This window comes from Enterobacter cloacae complex sp. SHL009, assembly GCF_049237205.1.
Lineage (GTDB): Bacteria > Pseudomonadota > Gammaproteobacteria > Enterobacterales > Enterobacteriaceae > Enterobacter > Enterobacter cloacae_M.
In genome coordinates this window covers 57,395-75,407 of record NZ_JBMKIW010000001.1, presented here as the reverse complement: position 1 = coordinate 75,407, position 18,013 = coordinate 57,395, and the positions used below count along the sequence as shown (strand labels likewise).

Here is an 18,013-nt window from a genome sequence, read left to right as displayed (position 1 = left end):
GCAACGGTCCTGTCAGTGAGCGGCATCACACTATGCCGTTCACTAAAGCTAGGACGTTGCTATACGTTTGCCAGGAAAAACTGACAAATTGCGCACTATATGAGAAGGAATATTCCGAAACCGATCGCCGCGGCCCAAACCAGCATCGGAATCGACCAGATGTGGAAACGCCACCAGATACGACGATCGTTGGCCATGCGCAGGGCTATCAGGTTTGCCAGCGAGCCGGGCAGCAGCCCAAACCCGCCGATGTTCACCGCCCAGGCCAGAAGCGTGTCCGGCGGAACGTAGTTGAGCAGCAGAATGGTGGAAGGCACGTTGCTGATAAACTGCGACAGGCCAATCGCCGTCAGCCACAGCCCTGCCTGCGGCAGACTGCTGACGCTGTGCAGAACGGTTTGCAGCACCGGGAGCTGAATAAGCAGATGCACGTCGATGAACATCGCCATAAAGACCAGCAGCAGCGTCCAGTCCACGCTTACCAGAACGCGACGCGCCAGGACGACAAAGCCTGCGGCAACGAGCAGGACGCCCGCCAGCTCATACTTCAGCTCCAGCGCAAACAGAAAGACGATGTATAACCCGAGGCAGCTCCACACCAGACGCGGCTGCCACTGCGGGCCCGTTGTGCCGCTGTGGTACTGCAGCTTTTTATCCGGAAACGCAAACCAGCATACCGCCAGCAGCGACAGCATCATCACCAGCGCCAGAGGGGCCATCTGCCAGGTAAAGGCGGCGAACGACAGCCCGGAACGTCCCCAGAGAAGGATATTTTGCGGATTGCCGATTGGCGTCAGAAGTGAGCCGGCGTTAACGGCGAGCGCTTCAAAGATGATCAACCGGCTGACCGGGATCTCGCATAGCTTACGCAGCGTAAGCGTGAGGGGCACGATGATAAACAGCGCCACATCGTTGGTCAGAAACGTCGACAGCACCGCGGCAGAAAACACCATAAACAGGGACAACCTGCGTTCGGTGGCAAAGCGGCGAACCATTTTACGGCCAAGAACGTCAAAGTAGCCGCTCAGCTCGACCCCTTTGGTGAGCATCATCAGGCCGCTCAGGGTAATGATGGTGCGCCAGTCAATCGCGGCGGGCCAGGCCTGCGGCGTAAACGGCACAAAGAGGCTTAACCCTACGCCAATGAGTAATAAGAGATGGAAGAAACGATCGCGTGCCAGGGCCTGCAGTCCAGGGATTTTCATTCAGCGGAGGGACCATATTTAAGGGTAAATTCGCGAAACTTCACCAGCGTCTCTTCGCTGACGTGGTGTTCCATGCCTTCCGCATCCCGGCGGGCAATCTCCGGGCTGACGCCCAGCACCAGTAAAAAATTCTCGACAAGCTGATGGCGCTCGCGGCTCTCCTGCGCGAGTTTCTCCCCCTCCGGCGTCAGAAAAACACCGCGCCAGGGGATCATTTCAATTAAGCCCACGGAGGCCAGGCGTTTTAACATTTTAGCGACAGTTGGCTGTGAAACCCCCAGCCTGGCGGCCATATCGACCTGGCGCGCTTCACCAACCTCACGGATCAGATCGGAAATGAGTTCAACATAGTCATCAATCAGTTCACGCCGGTGCGCTTCACGGACCTGGCGAAAACCTTCGACATGTTCTTCAACATTCACCAGTTGCGTCGTTTTCCTGATTGTCGGATGACCTGCGCGACGGTTCATTGTACTTCCTCAGTGGGGTGACGCTTCCAGCGCCCGGTTTCGAGAGCGCACATTGTAAACCATAGCTCCGCAAGCACAAAAAATTAACGAAATAGCCATAGCTATACAATATAGCCTGTGCTATATCTGTATGTAATGCAGTCACCCTTCACGGATCGAAGGGATCAAAACTCAGGAGGTCTTATGAACGAATTCAAGAGGTGCATGACCGTGTTTACCCACTCTCCCTTTAAAGTGCGCTTAATGCTGTTGAACATGCTGTGCGATATGTTTAACAACAAACCGCATCAGGACGACAAACCTTCCCACTAAGCGGCGTTGCGGTACGCCGCTTCATTTTCCCGTCACAATCACGCTGTAAACTGGCTTCCAGCCGCCTTATTCCCGATCTTTTTTGCGGATTTGCAATCCCCTTCGCAAAACATCTGCTTAGCAACTGTTGATATTATTTAGCGCTCGCACTATCTTCTTGCAGCCCTGCACAATTTGCGGCTCGCTGAAGCGGACCCTCATTCCCTCTCCACGCACTGTCAGGCAGGTTATGACCCTTGACGCCAGGGTGAGCACATGGCGTTTTCATCCATGATAGTGACCTATGAATGTAACCCTGATAGATACCGTTGTGACCCGCAGCCGGGCCTTAAGCCCGTGGACGGGTTTTTACTTTTTGCAGTCATTGCTGATTAACTTTGCGCTGGGTTATCCCTTTAGTCTGCTCTACGCGGTGGCTTTCACCTGCGTTCTGCATGTGCTGTGGCGAACCGCACCGCGCGTGCAAAAAGCGTTAATCGGGATCTGCTCGCTGGTCGCTGCACTCTATTTCCCGTTTGGCCAGGCTTACGGCGCGCCAAACTTTAATACCCTGCTGGCGCTGCACTCGACCAATATGGAAGAGTCAACGGAGATCCTGACGATCTTCCCGTGGTACAGCTACGTGGTCGGGATCTTTATCTTCGCGTTGGGCGTTATCGCCATCCGCCGTCAGCCGGGCGAGAAAAAATCCTGGGGTAAGATCGAAATACTCTGTCTGGTGTTCAGCGTTGCCGTGGCGTTTGTCGCCCCCATCCAGAATATTCCCTGGGACGGTAAGCTCAGGCTCACCAATATCGGCTATCCGGTTTTTCGCTTCGTGAAGGACGTCGTTGTCAATAATAAAGAGGTTCTCGACGAACAGGCGCGCATGGCTGAGCTTTCCAATATGAAAGACACCTGGAACGTGCTGGCCGTTAAGCCGAAGTATCACACCTATGTGGTGGTGATTGGGGAAAGTGCCCGTCGCGATGCAATGGGAGCCTTCGGCGGACACTGGGATAACACACCGTTTGCCAGTTCGGTCAAAGGCACGCTGTTTACCGATTATGTTGCGGCCAGCGGCTCGACGCAGAAATCGCTCGGCCTGACGCTTAACCGGGTCGTCGACGGCAAACCTCAGTATCAGGATAATTTTGTCACCCTGGCAAACCGCGCGGGTTATCAGACCTGGTGGTTCTCCAATCAGGGGCAAATTGGCGAATACGATACGGCCATCGCCAGTATCGCCAAACGTGCCGACGAAGTGCAGTTCCTGAAGAACGGCGACTTTGAAGCCGACAAAAATACCAAAGACGAAGCGCTGTTGAAAATGACGGCACAGGTCTTCGCCACTCCGCGCACCCAGCCTCAGCTGATCGTCCTGCACCTGATGGGGTCGCACCCGCAGGCCTGCGATCGGACCGGCGGGAAGTACGCGGAGTTCGTGCAGTCCAAAGAGACCTCTTGCTATCTCTACACCATGACGCAAACCGACGACCTGCTGAGCAAGCTGTACGATCAGCTACGCAATACGGGCGACAGCTTCTCCATGGTCTATTTCTCGGATCATGGGCTGGCGTTTAAAGAGCGTGGTAAAGAGGTGCAGTACCTGGCGCACGATGACAAGTTCCAGCAGAACTTCCAGGTGCCGTTTATGGTGCTGTCGAGTGATGATAAAACGCATCGCGTGATTAAAGCGCGCCGTTCGGCAAATGATTTCCTGCAGTTCTTCTCGCAGTGGACGGGAATTACAGCCGGGCAGATAAAAACGGCTTACCCGTTTGTCTCTAACAAGAAAGCTCCCCCAGTGTACGTTACCAACTTCAAGTTACAGAAAGTTGACTACAACCATCTGGGTACGGATATTTTCGATATTAAGAGTAAGTAGCGGTCCGATACCCTCACCCTGACCCTCTCCCACGGGGAGAGGGAATAACACTAAAAACGGCAACCTGGGGTTGCCGTTTTGCTTTTACTTTCCACAAAAAAAATCCGCCACATTGGGCGGATTTTTTATTAGCTCACCGGAGTGATTAGAAGCGGTAACCTACGCCCGCGATCCAGGTGCCAACGTCAACGTTGCGGATACGGCTCTGCTCATAGGAGAAGTCCAGAGCAACGTCCTGGATTGGGTTGAACTGCAGGCCTGCGCCATAGGAGAAGCCATAGTCGCTGTTGCTTGCAGTGCGGCTTTCGCTCTGGTTTTCAGTCTGCTGGAATTTACCGTAGCCAACACCTACAACACCGTAGATGCTCGCCCAGTCATTCAGACGGTAAGCTGGACCAGCGGTGATACCGTAATACTGGCCTTTGTTGTATGCGCCGTTTTCAGAACGATCTTTCTCGGTGTAGGTGAAAGAACCGATCACGCCCAGTGGATTGTTATCCTGCTCGTAGCGATACTTCAGGTTGAAACCGTTAGCTTTGTTCATCACGCCCTGATAGTCGCTCTGAGCGTAACCACCAGTAACAGTAGAAGTAGCAGCTACAGCGGTACCTGCGGAAACAGCCAGTACAGCGGCCAGTGCTGAAAGACATGCAATTTTTTTCATAACCACCTCAAATGTGCTTCAAGTAAGTCCGTAAGTTTTAAATATATCAAAAAAATTTGCGAAACTCTTTGTGATTCGTGATGTCTAATGAAACCTTTCCTGTAACAGAACGTTTCCAGCATCAGCTATCTCTTTCAAATCACATGCAATTTTCACTACTAAATGCGCATAGTGCGCGCAAGCGCCGTTACATTCATCCAGATTATTCCTAATCTATCAGGCGATAAATCCACCAGCGCTTAACCATTTTACGGATTTCACGAGGTTTTTTTTCAACAGCACCTCAACCGTTGCCGCTTATTTCCTTTACACTGCAACCTTTACCTCATTTGACATAAGCTGACAGGAGAAAGGATGCCTGGGTTATCCCGCACGTCGTCGGTCTGGTTGCCGGTAGCAGTCATACTCATTGCCATGTTGTCCATTCAAAGCGGTGCTTCGCTTGCAAAATCACTTTTTCCGCTGGTCGGTGCGCCTGGGGTGACTGCCCTGCGTATCGTGCTGGGCACGGTGATACTGGTGGTCATTTTCAAACCCTGGCGTCTGCGCTTCAAAAAGGAGCAGCGTTTACCCCTGCTGTTTTATGGACTCTCCCTTGGGGCAATGAACTATCTGTTCTACCTCTCTATTCAGACGATACCGCTGGGGATCGCCGTCGCGCTGGAGTTTACCGGCCCGCTGGCGGTGGCGCTGTTCTCCTCGCGACGTCCGGTCGATTTTATCTGGGTCGTGTTAGCCGTTCTGGGTTTATGGTTCCTGCTGCCGCTGGGCCAGAGCGTCGCTGAGATCGATCTGACGGGTGCAGCCCTGGCGCTGGGTGCAGGCGCCTGCTGGGCCGTCTATATACTTACGGGCCAGCGTGCAGGAGAAGAGCACGGTCCGGCGACCGTCGCCTTAGGTTCCCTGATCGCAGCCATCGTCTTCGTGCCTATCGGCATGGCGCAGGCAACCGAATCTATCTGGCAATGGTCCGTCATGCCCATCGGGCTGGCGGTCGCGATTCTTTCTACCGCACTCCCCTACTCTCTGGAGATGATTGCCCTTACGCGTCTGCCGACGCGCATATTTGGCACGCTGATGAGCATGGAGCCTGCGCTAGCCGCCATTTCCGGAATGGTGTTTCTCGGCGAAACCCTCACGTTGACCCAGACGCTGGCGCTCTGCTCGATTATCGCGGCATCAATGGGCTCGACGCTCACCATGCGCCCGGAGCCTAAAGTTGAGAAAGTGGATATCAGCTAAGGCCATATATTCTGCATGGCTTCCACGCCATGCAGAATAAAGGCCAGAAAGACAGACGTTATAATTTCTTACACACTTTGCGCTATTTTCGAAATATCCCTCTGCGTTTACATCCCCAATCAGCAATTAAGATTGATCTGTATCAATTTAAAAATTACCCATTAATTTCAATAAATTAAATTCTAAAGCCACTTCTCGCTATTAAACCGATAGGCATAGCCAAACCGCAGAGAAAAAATCCGGTGCTATACTTAGTTCCGTAATTACCTGGGACATAAACATCAAGAGGATATGAGATTATGAGTACCGCTAAACTGGTGAAAACGAAAGCGTCTAATCTGCTTTATACCCGTAACGATGTATCGGATAGCGACAAGAAGGCGACCATTGAGTTGCTGAATCGCCAGGTGATCCAGTTCATCGATCTTTCGCTGATCACCAAACAGGCCCACTGGAATATGCGCGGTGCAAACTTTATTGCCGTTCATGAAATGCTGGATGGCTTCCGCACAGCACTGGTAACCCACCTCGATACGATGGCTGAACGTGCCGTTCAGCTGGGCGGCGTGGCGCTTGGTACCACACAGGTGATCAACAGCAAAACGCCACTGAAGAGTTATCCGCTGGATATCCATACCGTTCAGGATCACCTTAAAGAGCTGGCGGACCGCTATGCGATTGTGGCCAATGACGTGCGCAAAGCGATTGGCGAAGCCAAAGACGAAGATACCGCAGACATTTTCACCGCCGCGTCACGCGACCTTGATCAATTCCTGTGGTTTATCGAATCTAACATCGAGTAATTCATATAATTGCTCTATTAAACCCTCGCCATGACGCGATGCCGTTCACATAAGCGGAGCGGCACTGTGTTTCACTGAATAAATGGTTTTGATATCTTAACCGCCCGCGGCCTTCATGGTCGGGGGCGTTTTATTATGAACAACGCTTCCAGATTTCCACGCAGATGTTCCAGCTTTTTCGAGACGGTTCCTGGTGACGCTCTATTTCCAGCACTGGCATGTCCGTCGCTATAAGCCAGGACGCGATCTTGAGCAAGGTGTTAACGTCGGGTCGAGGATAAAAAAACGGCAGAGCGCATAATCGCTCTGCCGCCAAACGCTAATGCTTAATTTTTCGGCGAAAAAAGAGAGCAAGACATATGATACAAATCATATTTTCAATGAATGTTAAAAAAGCAGCCTCGCTGTTGGCCCTTCACTCGCACGAACAGACGAGGAAGCTTGCTGCCCTTACTGTTCAACGATCGAAATAACATTCCCGGTTCGCAGATCTACCCGCGCAGAGACAGTCTCTTTGACTACGCCACCAAAGGCGTTGGTGCCACGGAATGTGGTATCTATCGTGGCATGCGGATCGTCGGTCAGAACCAGATGATACCGTGTGGAGAGGTGTTTGTAGGAGGAATCATCATGCATGTCGGCTTTGATCATGGCCTCTAACGGACGATAAGCCCCGTTCCAACCGCTAAAATTATCCTGAAATGTATCGAAGTTGATGCGTTTTGCCAGCATCTCAGGACTGGAACGGTATTCAGTGAAACACCAGTTCGCTATCACGCCAAACGGTGTGTCACCCTGCGTGGTGTAGCTGTTCTGGCTCACGCAGGCATAAAACCCCTCTTCTGGCGCGACGGGCACCTGACGATATGCCATATAAGCAGCCACAATCTTGTGTCGCGTATCCTTACGCTCCCTACGATACTCGGTAAGGGTTTTATCGGCATATTTGAAAGGCGGCGGGGAGACGTCCGCATTCTGCGGCTGATCCTGTTTTTTCACGACGGCCGGACTGCGGTCGGCCGGTAGCAGGATGGCACTGATTACGCAGAGGCCCAGAAAACCGCCCAGATAAACGGCACTGACTTGCTTACGACCGGGCATTTTGACCAGCGAAGGTTTAATCAGGCCAATAATAAAGGCTACAAACAGAATAAATGCGATTAAAGAAAGAAAAGTGCTCATCGTTATCCTTTTGACTGTATATATCCATTAAAAAACAATGTCATATTATCAGAAAAATAAGATCTAATTAGGGAGTAATTCACTCTTATGCGCCAGCACCGGAAGAGACGTGGCGGTCGTCTTCATTCTGCCGGCAGGATTCTTTCTTCGCATCCGCTCGCTGACCCCTCCGCGTCTGAAGCAGATCATCCGGTAAATACCGTGTACAAAATCGCCTTTCAAGAAGTGCAGTTATCCCGGGTATGCAATATGATAGATGATTCATTTTGCAGTGACTTCAATCCGATGCAGGCCAAATGCATCGGTCTTCTTAAAGGGAGTTTTTTGATGAAAGAAAATAAGCACGTCAGCAAATTCGAAGCAAACCATCTCAATCCTGGTGAAGCCGTTCTGCAGTGGGGAGAAGGTTATATCGGCAAAGTGATGGGACAGGGTAAGGACAAACAGCACAACGGTGCACTGATCGTTACGGGCCAGCGAGTGGCATTCTACCGTAAAGGTTTTCTCGGCGAGGTGATTGAGACTATCCCGTTAAAATCCATTACGTCGATTGAACGCAAGTCCACGCTGGGTCACCGGGTCATTCGGATCCATACTTCCCACGACGATCTGGAATTTAAGATGTTCAGCAAGGATGCAGAACTCGCCCTGATTGAGGCGATTGAAGCTGGCCGCGGAGTAAAGACGGAAACACCAATAGCCGAACCGGCTATGACCCATCAGGATCCCTATGAGCAGCTCAAAAAGCTTTCCGAACTCAAAGAGAGCGGGATCATTTCGGAAGAAGAATTCCAGGCCAAAAAAAGCAAATTAATGGAGCTGATTTAACGTTCCTTCCTCCGGGTTAACTGGGGAAATTATTGGATTCCGCAGCCAATTCACCGGATAACGGTTTTTGCTATCTTAATCGCCCTCGGCCTTGCTGGTCGGGGGCGTTTGTTGCCTCACGCCGTAATAGCGGTCCGCGGCAGCGATGTCAGCACCATTTTCTCTACGCCGTGCACCTCACAAGATATCCCTCAGACATATCAGTACTCTGGCAGTGAAGGTTTCTCTTTCCGTGCCTGTTTTGACACTTTCAGTTTCAGCTGCCTGTCACCTGTGCCATTGGTGAGGGTTTTGCACATCTATGGTGCACACTTTTTGCCTGCACACCTGCAAAAGTGAACGAAATGTAATAATCACCTCACACAACCGTTAACGGAAGATTGTTTTTTCGTCAGAATTTACGCTAAATATCTCCCCGTCAGTTGAGCCAAACGAAGCGCACCAAAACGGTGCTCCAGTATGGTGCAATAACACCTCATTGCCCCATTTATTGTGCAATGCATGACATCATCCCCTTTGCAAAACAATAGCTTGTAAAGTTGGCACGATTTTTTCATTGTGCCACCTGTTCTCGCAGGGGATCGCCCCGTGGATATAAAAGGAAATGCTATGAAGTCTGTATTAAAAGTTTCACTGGCTGCACTTACCCTGGCTTTTGCAGTGTCCTCTCAGGCTGCCGACAAACTGGTTGTGGCGACCGACACGGCGTTCGTTCCGTTTGAATTCAAACAGGGTGATAAATACGTTGGTTTTGATGTGGATCTGTGGGCCGCTATCGCAAAAGAACTCAAGCTGGATTACACCCTGAAGCCTATGGACTTCAGCGGCATCATCCCGGCACTGCAAACCAAAAACGTTGATCTGGCACTGGCAGGCATCACCATTACCGATGAACGTAAAAAAGCGATCGACTTCTCTGACGGCTACTACAAAAGCGGCCTGCTGGTCATGGTCAAAGCCGATAATAACGACGTAAAAAGCGTGAAAGATCTCGACGGCAAAGTGGTGGCAGTGAAGAGCGGCACCGGTTCTGTTGATTACGCGAAAGCAAATATCAAAACCAAAGACCTGCGTCAGTTCCCGAACATCGACAACGCGTACATGGAACTCGGCACCAACCGTGCTGACGCTGTTCTGCACGACACGCCTAACATCCTGTACTTCATTAAGACAGCCGGTAACGGCAAGTTCAAAGCCGTTGGCGAGTCTCTGGAAGCGCAGCAGTACGGTATCGCATTCCCGAAAGGCAGCGACGACCTGCGCACGAAAGTTAACGGCGCGCTGAAAACGCTGAAAGAGAACGGCACCTATAACGAAATCTACAAAAAATGGTTCGGCACCGAGCCTAAATAATAAGACGTAAAATCACGTTCACTCGGGGGCGACCTTTCGCCCCTGCTATTTTTGAAACACGGTAACAGTAACAGGAAATTATCATGCAGTTTGACTGGAGCGCCATCTGGCCTGCCATTCCTATCTTGCTTGAAGGCGCTAAAATGACCCTGTGGATTTCGGTCCTGGGTCTGGTTGGTGGGTTGATTATCGGTCTTGTCGCCGGTTTCGCCCGCACCTACGGCGGCTGGATCGCAAACCACATCGCACTGGTTTTCATCGAAGTGATCCGCGGCACGCCTATTGTCGTGCAGGTCATGTTCATCTACTTCGCCCTGCCAATGGCATTCACCGACCTGCGCATCGACCCGTTCAGCGCGGCCGTTGTCACCATTATGATCAACTCAGGTGCCTACATTGCGGAAATCACCCGCGGTGCGGTGCTGTCGATTCATAAAGGTTTCAGTGAAGCCGGTCTGGCGCTAGGTCTTTCTCGTCGCGAAACGATCCGCCACGTTATTCTGCCGCTGGCGCTGCGTCGCATGCTGCCGCCGCTCGGTAACCAGTGGATCATCAGCATTAAAGATACGTCGCTGTTCATTGTTATCGGCGTGGCCGAGCTGACCCGTCAGGGGCAGGAGATCATTGCAGGCAACTTCCGCGCGCTGGAAATCTGGAGTGCGGTAGCCGTTGTCTACCTGATCATTACTCTGGTTCTGAGCTTCGTTCTGCGTCGTCTTGAAAGAAGGATGAAAATCCTGTGATTGAATTTAAAAACGTTTCCAAGCACTTTGGCCCAACCCAGGTGCTGCACAATATCGATCTGAACATCAAACAGGGTGAAGTGGTGGTGATTATTGGGCCATCCGGCTCCGGTAAATCCACCCTGCTGCGCTGCATCAACAAGCTGGAAGAGATCACCAGCGGCGATCTGATCGTCGACGGCCTGAAGGTAAACGACCCAAAAGTGGACGACCGTCTGATTCGTCAGGAAGCGGGCATGGTGTTCCAGCAGTTCTACCTGTTCCCGCACCTCACGGCGCTGGAAAACGTGATGTTTGGCCCACTGCGCGTGCGCGGTGCCAGCAAAGCGGCGGCGGAAGCGCTGGCAAAAGATCTGCTGGCGAAAGTCGGCCTGGCAGAACGTGCGCACCACTACCCTTCCGAGCTGTCAGGTGGTCAACAGCAGCGTGTGGCGATTGCTCGCGCCCTGGCGGTCAAACCGAAAATGATGCTGTTTGATGAGCCTACGTCCGCACTCGACCCGGAGCTGCGCCACGAGGTGCTGAAAGTCATGCAGGATCTGGCGGAAGAAGGGATGACGATGGTTATCGTGACCCACGAAATCGGCTTTGCTGAAAAAGTGGCGTCCCGCCTGATCTTTATTGATAAAGGCCGTATCGCGGAAGACGGTAACCCGCAGGAGCTGATTGCGAACCCGCCGAGCCAGCGTTTGCAGGAGTTCCTGCAGCACGTCTCCTGATTGTTCGCTTCAAACGTAAGCCGGGCATGCCCGGCTTTTTTACGCCAGATTGTTCCCAAAAATCCCCCGCCGCGCCCCGACTTCTATACTTATCATTTTGTTCGACATTTTCACCGGAGGACGCCGTGCCGTGGATCCTGCTGCTGTTGATTAGCCTGTTTAGTGCGCCATCGTTCGCCGTCGCGATCCCTGGAGTGACCACCGGGAACACCGCTACCCAGCAAAGTACGCCGCCTCCGGAACCCGATGTTGAACAGAAAAAAGCCGCCTACGGCGCGCTTGCCGACGTCCTTGAAAACGACACCTCCCGGCAGGAGCTCATTGGCCAGCTGCGCAAAGCCGCCGCCACGCCGCCGCAGGAGTCGGTGCCAACCCTCACCCCTCCGCAGGCTGAGGAGCAAAAAACGGTGCTGGAAAACGTCACCGACGTGAGCCGTCACTATGGGGAAGCGCTCTCCTCGCGCTTCGCTCAGCTTTACCGCAACCTGATTGGCTCCCCGCATAAGCCATTTAACCCGCAAACGTTTACCGCCGCCGCCACGCAGTTCCTGATGCTGGCGGGGGCGGTGTTTCTTTTTTACTGGCTGGTGCGCCTGTGCGCGTGGCCGCTGTACCGCAAAATGGGGCAATGGGGACGCAGAAAGAATCAGCATAAAAGCAGCTGGCTGCACCTGCCGTTGATGATCGCCTCCGCGTTCATCATCGATTTACTGCTGCTGGCGTTGACGCTGTTTTTAGGCCAGATGCTGGCCGACACGCTGAATGCCGGCAACAAAACCATCGCCTTCCAGCAGTCGCTTTTCCTGAATGCCTTTGCCCTGATTGAGTTCTTCAAGGCGCTGCTGCGGTTACTCTTTTGTCCGCACGTGCCGGAGCTGCGGCCTTTCTCCATTCGGGATGCGAGCGCGAAGTACTGGGCGCTGCGCCTGAGCGTGCTCAGCGGGCTGATTGGCTACGGCCTGCTGGTTGCCGTGCCGATCATCTCCAACCAGGTGAACGTCCAGTTTGGCGCGCTGGCAAACGTTCTAATCATGATCTGCATTACCGTCTGGTCGCTGTACCTTATCTTCCACAATAAAAAAACCATTACCCAAAGCCTGTTGAATCTGGCCGATCGTTCCCTCTCGTTCTTTAGCCTCTTTATCCGCGCGTTCGCCCTGGTGTGGCACTGGCTGGCAAGCGCTTACTTCATCGTGCTGTGCTTCTTCTCGCTGTTCGACCCGGGCAATAGCCTGAAGTTTATGATGGGAGCGACGTTCAAAAGCCTGGCCATTATCGGCATCGCGGCGTTTGTGTCAGGGCTGCTGTCGCGCTGGATCTCGAAAACCATCACCCTGTCGCCGCAGGTCCAGCGTAATTACCCGGAACTGCAAAAGCGGGTAAACGGCTGGATGTCGGTATCGCTCAAGGTGGCGCGCATTCTCACCGTCTGCGTGGCGATTATGCTGCTCCTGAATGCATGGAGCCTGTTTGATTTCTGGAACTGGCTGCACAACGGTGCGGGTGAAAAAACGGTAGATATCCTGATTCGCATCGCGCTGATTTTATTCTTCTCCGCCGTCGGCTGGACGCTGCTGGCGAGCCTTATTGAGAACCGCCTGGTATCGGATATTCACGGCAGGCCCCTGCCCAGCGCACGGGCAAGAACGCTGTTAACCCTGTTCCGCAACGCGCTGGCGGTGATTATCAGCACCATCACCATCATGATCGTGCTGTCGGAAATCGGCGTGAATATCGCCCCGCTGCTGGCGGGTGCCGGTGCCCTGGGGCTGGCCATCTCCTTCGGCTCTCAAACGCTGGTGAAGGATATTATTACCGGTATCTTCATTCAGTTTGAAAACGGGATGAACACGGGCGATCTGGTGACCATCGGGCCGTTAACCGGCACCGTGGAGAGGATGTCCATCCGCTCGGTTGGCGTGCGTCAGGACACCGGGGCGTACCACATCATTCCCTGGTCTTCGATCACCACCTTCGCCAACTTTGTGCGCGGCATTGGTTCCGTTGTGGCGAACTACGATGTGGATCGCCACGAGGATGCGGACAAAGCGAAGCAGGCACTTCGCGATGCGGTAGAAGAACTGATGGAGATGGAGGATATTCGCGGGCTGGTGATCGGAGAGCCGTCATTTGCCGGCATCGTCGGGCTGACGAACACAGCCTTTACCCTGCGCGTGTCGTTCACCACCCAGCCGCTGAAGCAGTGGACGGTGCGCTTTGCGCTCGACAGCATGGTGAAAAAACACTTTGATCTGGCGAACGTGCGGATGCCCGTGCAGACGTATCAGGTATTGCCGCCGCCCGCATCGCCGCTCCCTCCGCAGGAGCCGACGCTGTGACCTGGTTGCCGGGTGGCGGCTTCGCCTTACCCGGCCTACGACGGAGTGCTATTTGCGACGTTTGTTGTTGTCCATAAACGTCCAGGCGATAAAGCGGCTCTGTTTCTGGCCCTGCGCCATCTCTTTTTTCACCACTTTTACGGCGCCCGCTTCGGTCAGCGCGCGGTAGAGCGGCGGCAGGTTATCCCCCCGGGAAACCAGCGTCGTAAACCACTTCACCTGACGGCTAAACTGTTTGCTTTCCGCAATCATGCGCAGGATAAACGCCACTTCGCCCCCTTCACACCAGAGCTCCTGCTGCTGTCCGCCGAAGTTCAGCGCGGCATCTTCAGCCTGACCCAGGTTACGGCGCTTGCGCTCGCTGCCCGCACGGGCCGATGCCGCCGAATCATGGAACGGCGGGTTGCACATCGTGGCGTCATAGCTTTCGTTTTTGTGAATAATGCCGTTGAATATCGACGCCGCGTCTTTCTGACGACGCAGGCGAATGGCGCGGCTCAATCCCGGGTTAGCGCTGATAATCGCCTGGGCGCTGGCAAAGGCCTCGTCACCGATTTCGCTTCCGGTAAAGCGCCACTGATATTCATGCGCCCCTATCAGCGGGTAAATCAGGTTCGCACCGGTGCCAATATCCAGGATGGTGGCCTGCTGTGGAACGACACCCTCATTGCCTTCGGCAAGGAGGTCGGCAAGGTGATGTACGTAGTCAGCGCGGCCCGGCACAGGTGGACAGAGAAAGCCTTCCGGGATATCCCAGTGAGCTACACCGTAAAAATGCGCCAGCAGGGCTTTGTTCAGCATTTTAACCGCCTGCGGGTCAGCAAAGTTGACCGAGGATTCACCCGCAGGGGTCTGAACAAGATAGTCCTGCAGCGGCGGGCAGCTCAGGCATAACGCGTTCATGTCGTAGCGGCTGCGGTGGCGATTTCGCGGGTGCAATCCCGGCTTTTGGGCAGTCATGGCATTCTCCTTTAAACAGCGGCGTAAGATACTCTTTGCTGGCCCAACGGTAAATCTTTCTCTGCTACACTCAAAAACCCGCCATAAATCAAACACCTTTATGTCTATGATCCGTCAGCGAATTGTCAATTTACATTGTTCAAAAAATAAGCAGATCATCATCAAATATTTGCGCTAAGTCACACTCGTCAGGCTTCTAAACTTAAAGGGAATCACCTGTTGTTTCCTCATGAGGATGTGATTATGAAAAAGTACCTGACCCTTGCTGTTATCGCAGCCGCCCTGGCGACCGCGTCCTTCTCTGCCATGGCCGTTCAGTCACTGACCCAAAGTACCGATACGAGCCAGCTACGTGCTGCGGGCACCGTTTCGGTAAGCCGTGCCAGTAACCTTGACGATCTACAGGATAAGCTCGCCGAAAAAGCCCGTCAGGAAGGTGCAAAAGGATTCGTGGTGAACTCCGCTGGCGGAGATAACCATATGTACGGCACTGCGACCATTTATAAATAATCTGTCTCTTCCACAAGACTGCATCTGCTCAACGGGTGCAGTTCACTTCTCTCTTCGCCTTGATTGTTCATTTTTTAACCCCATAGTAAACATATGGCCTAAACCGATTTCAGGAGGACGCTATGGCTTCCGGCTGGGCAAATGACGACGCTGTTAACGAACAGATCAACAGTACTATTGAAGATGCGGTTGCGCGTGCCCGCGGTGAAATTCCGCGCGGTGAAAGCCTAACGGAATGCGAAGAATGCGGAGAACCCATTCCGGAGGCGCGCCGAAAAGCCATTCCCGGCGTGCGGCTTTGCATCACGTGCCAACAGCATAAAGATTCAAAAAATGCATCACACTCGGGATATAATCGCAGAGGTTCGAAAGACAGCCAGTTACGTTGACTTTGCTTTACCAAAGCTAACCGAGCGCGCGCGTTCCTTTACGCTCACGGTTTTTAGCCAGACGCGTAGCAAAACGTGCCCTTCGTATCGCTTCTGTAAAGCGCATCCGCAAGAAGTGTAAAGTGGTGCTTTGAATTTATTAATATTCAATAAGTTATTTGTCATTCAATTTTTTTGAGCAACCACGTCAATTCTCTTCGATTTTATCACTCGCAAAAAACCGTGATACTTATCACATCGACGGAACATTGTCCCCTTAACAGAAACACCTGCGAGAGATTAATTATGAAAACCATCAAATATGCTGTAGCTGCTGTTGCCCTGTCCGCTCTGTCTTTCGGCGCTTTCGCTGTAGAGCCAGTCTCTTCCACTCAGGCACAGAACATGAACAAAGTCGGTGTGGTGAGTGCTGATGGCGCAACCACCCTGGACGGTCTGGAAGCCAAACTGGCTGAGAAAGCCGCTGCTGCCGGTGCAAGCGGATACACCATTACCTCCGCTAACGGCAATAACAAGCTGAGCGGTACCGCGGTTATCTACAAATAATCGACTGAACGAATGCTGTACCCTCGCCATACCCTCTGGTGAGCTGCTCCACCCTCATTGACCCTGTTGTTGTTACCCTTGCTTGCCCGTCCGCCACTGGACGGGCTTTTTTTGTCTAAAACGCCTGCGCCACGCGTTCAAGGCCGGCCTGGACGGATTCCACTTCTCCGGTTGCCAGCAAACAGCAGGCCATCTGCAGCTTTATGGAATGCGGAACAGGAACATTTCCGGCGAGGCACTGCTCAATCCAGTGGGCTGTGGTATGGGGATCTTTTGCCTCAGGCAATATCACACCGCTATTCTCTTCCCCGCGTTCCAGAACGGCGCGCGTTCCGGCAGAATCGATCAGCATCACCTGCGGACAGCGCTGCGGGTTCGCATAAACCTCGCCTTCCGTGCCGTGCATCAGTAACGCCCTTGCGCCAATTGCCTCAAAGAACTGCCCCACGCGCGCCACGTATTCCGGATGCGAAACGCTGGAGAGACGCAGGGCGGCATCTTCGCCAAACGGCGTGGCCAGTTTCGCCAGCGTGTGCGCGCTGTTGCGCACGCCCATGCGCCAGCGCATATCGAGCTGCTTTTCCAGCGGCGGACAGAGCGTGCCGACCGGGATATAAACAGGCTGATGGCCATCCAGCTTCGCCTGCGCCTGACCGGCATGACGCGTTGGCTCGATGCCCAACATCCCGAAAATGGTTTCCGTCAGCACGCGGGTGGGATCTTCGCTTACGCCGTGCACCACCACCGGAAATCCCAGCTTGTGTAATAAGATTGCGAGCAATGGAGTTAAATTTGCCTGCTTGCGCGCGCCGTTGTAGCTCGGGATCACGATCGGCATGGGTTTTGCCACCGGCGGCGTTAAGCGCAGCGTTTGCGCCTGCATGGCTTCATAGAACCCGCGCATCTCCGCTTCACCTTCGCCTTTGATACGCAGCGCGATCAGAATGCCCCCCATCTCCAGGTCGGGGACGTCGCCCTCCAGCATGCGGGTATAAAGCGCACGCGCGGTTTCATGGTCCAGATCGCGGGCATGATTTTTCCCGCGCCCTACCTCTTTGATAATTTTGCGATAATCCACGACATTTCTCCTTACAGCAGGTTATCAACAATATAGCCCTGATGATGACTCCGCTGTTAGTTTTTTTGCCCGCCCTGCGGATTTTTATAATCAATTGTTTTAGTAAAAAAATTATTTTGCAAGAATTAATTGAATTATTTGGAAGCTTCGCGGGATCTTTCCCGGCCTGAATTTTCTGATTAAATAGCCAGCGGTGAGTAGTTGAGACATAACTTCGAATAATGCGGGACGCAGAGGTCGAAAGGAGAAACATACAGGTTTAAATATGAAAAAAGTCATTTTAGGTTTATTCATTGCTGCAGCTTTGGGATGCTCTGCATCTTCTTTCGCGGTATCCACCGGCGAAGGGCAAATTAACTTCACGGGTGAAATTATCGATTCCGCCTGTCAGGTGGTGAACGGTTTAAGCAGTCCGCTGAATGTTGCGCTGGGCAAAGTATCCAAAACAACATTTACCGGCGCAGGCTCTACCAGCACCTTAACGAAATTTGATATTCAGTTAAAAGACTGCCCGGAAACGGTCACGTCTGCAGCCATCAACTTCGGTGGTACGCCCGATGCGGATAATAATACCACGCTGGCCTTAACCCCGGGTGCGACAACTGCAACCGGCGTGGCGATTCAGCTGGTTGATTCATCCGAACAGCCCGTCAGTCTGTATACGCCTTCAAAGCAGTATCCTTTAACTCCTGGAACGACGGTAACTAATCTGGAGTTTGGCGCACGTTATATTCAGACTCAGGCTGCGATCACGGCCGGGCAGGCTAACTCAGCCTCTACTTTTACCGTTATTTATAACTGAT

The 18,013-nt window shown here is 53.0% G+C and carries 19 protein-coding genes and 1 pseudogene; 13 read left to right on the top strand and 7 right to left on the bottom strand.

The features are described 5' to 3' along the window. Positions 1 to 95: 95 nt before the first annotated feature. Positions 96 to 1,205 carry an anion transporter gene (locus ACOTZC_RS00380; protein ID WP_115874561.1) on the bottom strand — a complete coding sequence of 370 codons (1,110 nt, stop codon included), beginning with the start codon at positions 1,203 to 1,205 and terminating at the stop codon, positions 96 to 98. Beyond that, the gene (mntR, locus tag ACOTZC_RS00375; RefSeq protein ID WP_045355726.1) at positions 1,202 to 1,675 is read right to left on the bottom strand and encodes a manganese-binding transcriptional regulator MntR; all 474 of its coding nucleotides are present in this window, start codon (positions 1,673 to 1,675) and stop codon (positions 1,202 to 1,204) included. Before mntR ends, ACOTZC_RS00380 begins: the two co-directional genes overlap by 4 nt. A gap of 183 nt (positions 1,676 to 1,858) precedes the next feature. Between mntR and mntS the strand changes: the two genes are divergently transcribed. Then, positions 1,859 to 1,987: a manganase accumulation protein MntS gene (gene mntS, locus ACOTZC_RS00370; RefSeq protein WP_014831181.1), complete on the top strand. Its 129-nt coding sequence runs from the start codon at positions 1,859 to 1,861 to the stop codon at positions 1,985 to 1,987. A gap of 283 nt (positions 1,988 to 2,270) precedes the next feature. Then, on the top strand, positions 2,271 to 3,854 hold the full coding sequence (locus ACOTZC_RS00365) for a phosphoethanolamine transferase (RefSeq protein WP_045403749.1): 1,584 nt from the start codon (positions 2,271 to 2,273) through the stop codon (positions 3,852 to 3,854). 145 nt (positions 3,855 to 3,999) lie between these two features. On the opposite strand, the gene ompX is transcribed toward ACOTZC_RS00365, so the two are convergent. Then, positions 4,000 to 4,518, bottom strand: coding sequence for an outer membrane protein OmpX (ompX, locus tag ACOTZC_RS00360; RefSeq protein ID WP_023310884.1), 519 nt, complete (start codon positions 4,516 to 4,518; stop codon positions 4,000 to 4,002). Positions 4,519 to 4,872: 354 nt separating this feature from the next. Between ompX and rhtA the strand changes: the two genes are divergently transcribed. Together rhtA and dps are read left to right on the top strand one after the other, a co-directional pair. After that, positions 4,873 to 5,760, top strand: a complete 888-nt coding sequence (rhtA, locus tag ACOTZC_RS00355) for a threonine/homoserine exporter RhtA (RefSeq protein WP_023310883.1) — start codon at positions 4,873 to 4,875, stop codon at positions 5,758 to 5,760. Positions 5,761 to 6,059: 299 nt separating this feature from the next. Next, entirely contained in the window at positions 6,060 to 6,563 is a 504-nt protein-coding gene (dps, locus tag ACOTZC_RS00350) for a DNA starvation/stationary phase protection protein Dps (RefSeq protein WP_010428924.1), read from the top strand. Positions 6,564 to 6,608: 45 nt separating this feature from the next. Here dps and ACOTZC_RS00345 read toward each other — a convergent pair. Together ACOTZC_RS00345 and ACOTZC_RS00340 are read right to left on the bottom strand one after the other, a co-directional pair. Then, a pseudogene (locus ACOTZC_RS00345) lies at positions 6,609 to 6,813 on the bottom strand (IS4 family transposase); the annotation flags it as partial. Positions 6,814 to 7,013: 200 nt separating this feature from the next. After that, positions 7,014 to 7,745: a hypothetical protein gene (locus ACOTZC_RS00340; protein ID WP_421635536.1), complete on the bottom strand. Its 732-nt coding sequence runs from the start codon at positions 7,743 to 7,745 to the stop codon at positions 7,014 to 7,016. Between the two features lie 87 nt (positions 7,746 to 7,832). Here ACOTZC_RS00340 and ACOTZC_RS00335 point away from each other — a divergent pair, with 87 nt between their 5' ends. The 5 genes from ACOTZC_RS00335 to ybiO all read left to right on the top strand — a co-directional run bounded on the left by ACOTZC_RS00335 (position 7,833) and on the right by ybiO (position 13,727). Continuing rightward, positions 7,833 to 8,573, top strand: a complete 741-nt coding sequence (locus ACOTZC_RS00335) for an SHOCT domain-containing protein (RefSeq protein ID WP_226855144.1) — start codon at positions 7,833 to 7,835, stop codon at positions 8,571 to 8,573. 609 nt (positions 8,574 to 9,182) lie between these two features. Continuing rightward, positions 9,183 to 9,926, top strand: a complete 744-nt coding sequence (gene glnH / locus ACOTZC_RS00330; protein ID WP_013097464.1) for a glutamine ABC transporter substrate-binding protein GlnH — start codon at positions 9,183 to 9,185, stop codon at positions 9,924 to 9,926. A gap of 83 nt (positions 9,927 to 10,009) precedes the next feature. Next, entirely contained in the window at positions 10,010 to 10,669 is a 660-nt protein-coding gene (gene glnP, locus ACOTZC_RS00325; protein ID WP_014169254.1) for a glutamine ABC transporter permease GlnP, read from the top strand. Further along, the gene (gene glnQ, locus ACOTZC_RS00320) at positions 10,666 to 11,388 is read left to right on the top strand and encodes a glutamine ABC transporter ATP-binding protein GlnQ (protein ID WP_023310879.1); all 723 of its coding nucleotides are present in this window, start codon (positions 10,666 to 10,668) and stop codon (positions 11,386 to 11,388) included. The genes glnP and glnQ overlap by 4 nt, the downstream gene beginning before the upstream one ends. Before the next feature lie 125 nt (positions 11,389 to 11,513). Next, positions 11,514 to 13,727 carry a mechanosensitive channel protein gene (ybiO, locus tag ACOTZC_RS00315; RefSeq protein WP_045619660.1) on the top strand — a complete coding sequence of 738 codons (2,214 nt, stop codon included), beginning with the start codon at positions 11,514 to 11,516 and terminating at the stop codon, positions 13,725 to 13,727. Positions 13,728 to 13,775: 48 nt separating this feature from the next. On the opposite strand, the gene rlmF is transcribed toward ybiO, so the two are convergent. Beyond that, positions 13,776 to 14,687 (bottom strand): 23S rRNA (adenine(1618)-N(6))-methyltransferase RlmF, encoded by a 912-nt coding sequence (rlmF, locus tag ACOTZC_RS00310; protein ID WP_023310877.1) that lies wholly within the window; start codon positions 14,685 to 14,687, stop codon positions 13,776 to 13,778. Between the two features lie 243 nt (positions 14,688 to 14,930). Here rlmF and mcbA point away from each other — a divergent pair, with 243 nt between their 5' ends. From mcbA to ybiJ, 3 genes are all read left to right on the top strand, one after another. Continuing rightward, the gene (gene mcbA, locus ACOTZC_RS00305) at positions 14,931 to 15,197 is read left to right on the top strand and encodes a DUF1471 family periplasmic protein McbA (RefSeq protein WP_023310876.1); all 267 of its coding nucleotides are present in this window, start codon (positions 14,931 to 14,933) and stop codon (positions 15,195 to 15,197) included. A 122-nt stretch (positions 15,198 to 15,319) separates the two neighbouring features. Next, on the top strand, positions 15,320 to 15,586 hold the full coding sequence (locus ACOTZC_RS00300) for a DksA/TraR family C4-type zinc finger protein (RefSeq protein WP_029739810.1): 267 nt from the start codon (positions 15,320 to 15,322) through the stop codon (positions 15,584 to 15,586). Positions 15,587 to 15,871: 285 nt separating this feature from the next. Next, entirely contained in the window at positions 15,872 to 16,132 is a 261-nt protein-coding gene (ybiJ, locus tag ACOTZC_RS00295) for a DUF1471 family protein YbiJ (protein ID WP_023310874.1), read from the top strand. Between the two features lie 115 nt (positions 16,133 to 16,247). Here the strand turns inward: ybiJ and ybiB are convergent, their stop codons facing one another. Then, the gene (gene ybiB, locus ACOTZC_RS00290; protein WP_023310873.1) at positions 16,248 to 17,210 is read right to left on the bottom strand and encodes a DNA-binding protein YbiB; all 963 of its coding nucleotides are present in this window, start codon (positions 17,208 to 17,210) and stop codon (positions 16,248 to 16,250) included. Positions 17,211 to 17,475: 265 nt separating this feature from the next. Between ybiB and ACOTZC_RS00285 the strand changes: the two genes are divergently transcribed. Beyond that, the gene (locus tag ACOTZC_RS00285) at positions 17,476 to 18,012 is read left to right on the top strand and encodes a fimbrial protein (protein ID WP_421635535.1); all 537 of its coding nucleotides are present in this window, start codon (positions 17,476 to 17,478) and stop codon (positions 18,010 to 18,012) included. Position 18,013: the final 1 nt, after the last annotated feature.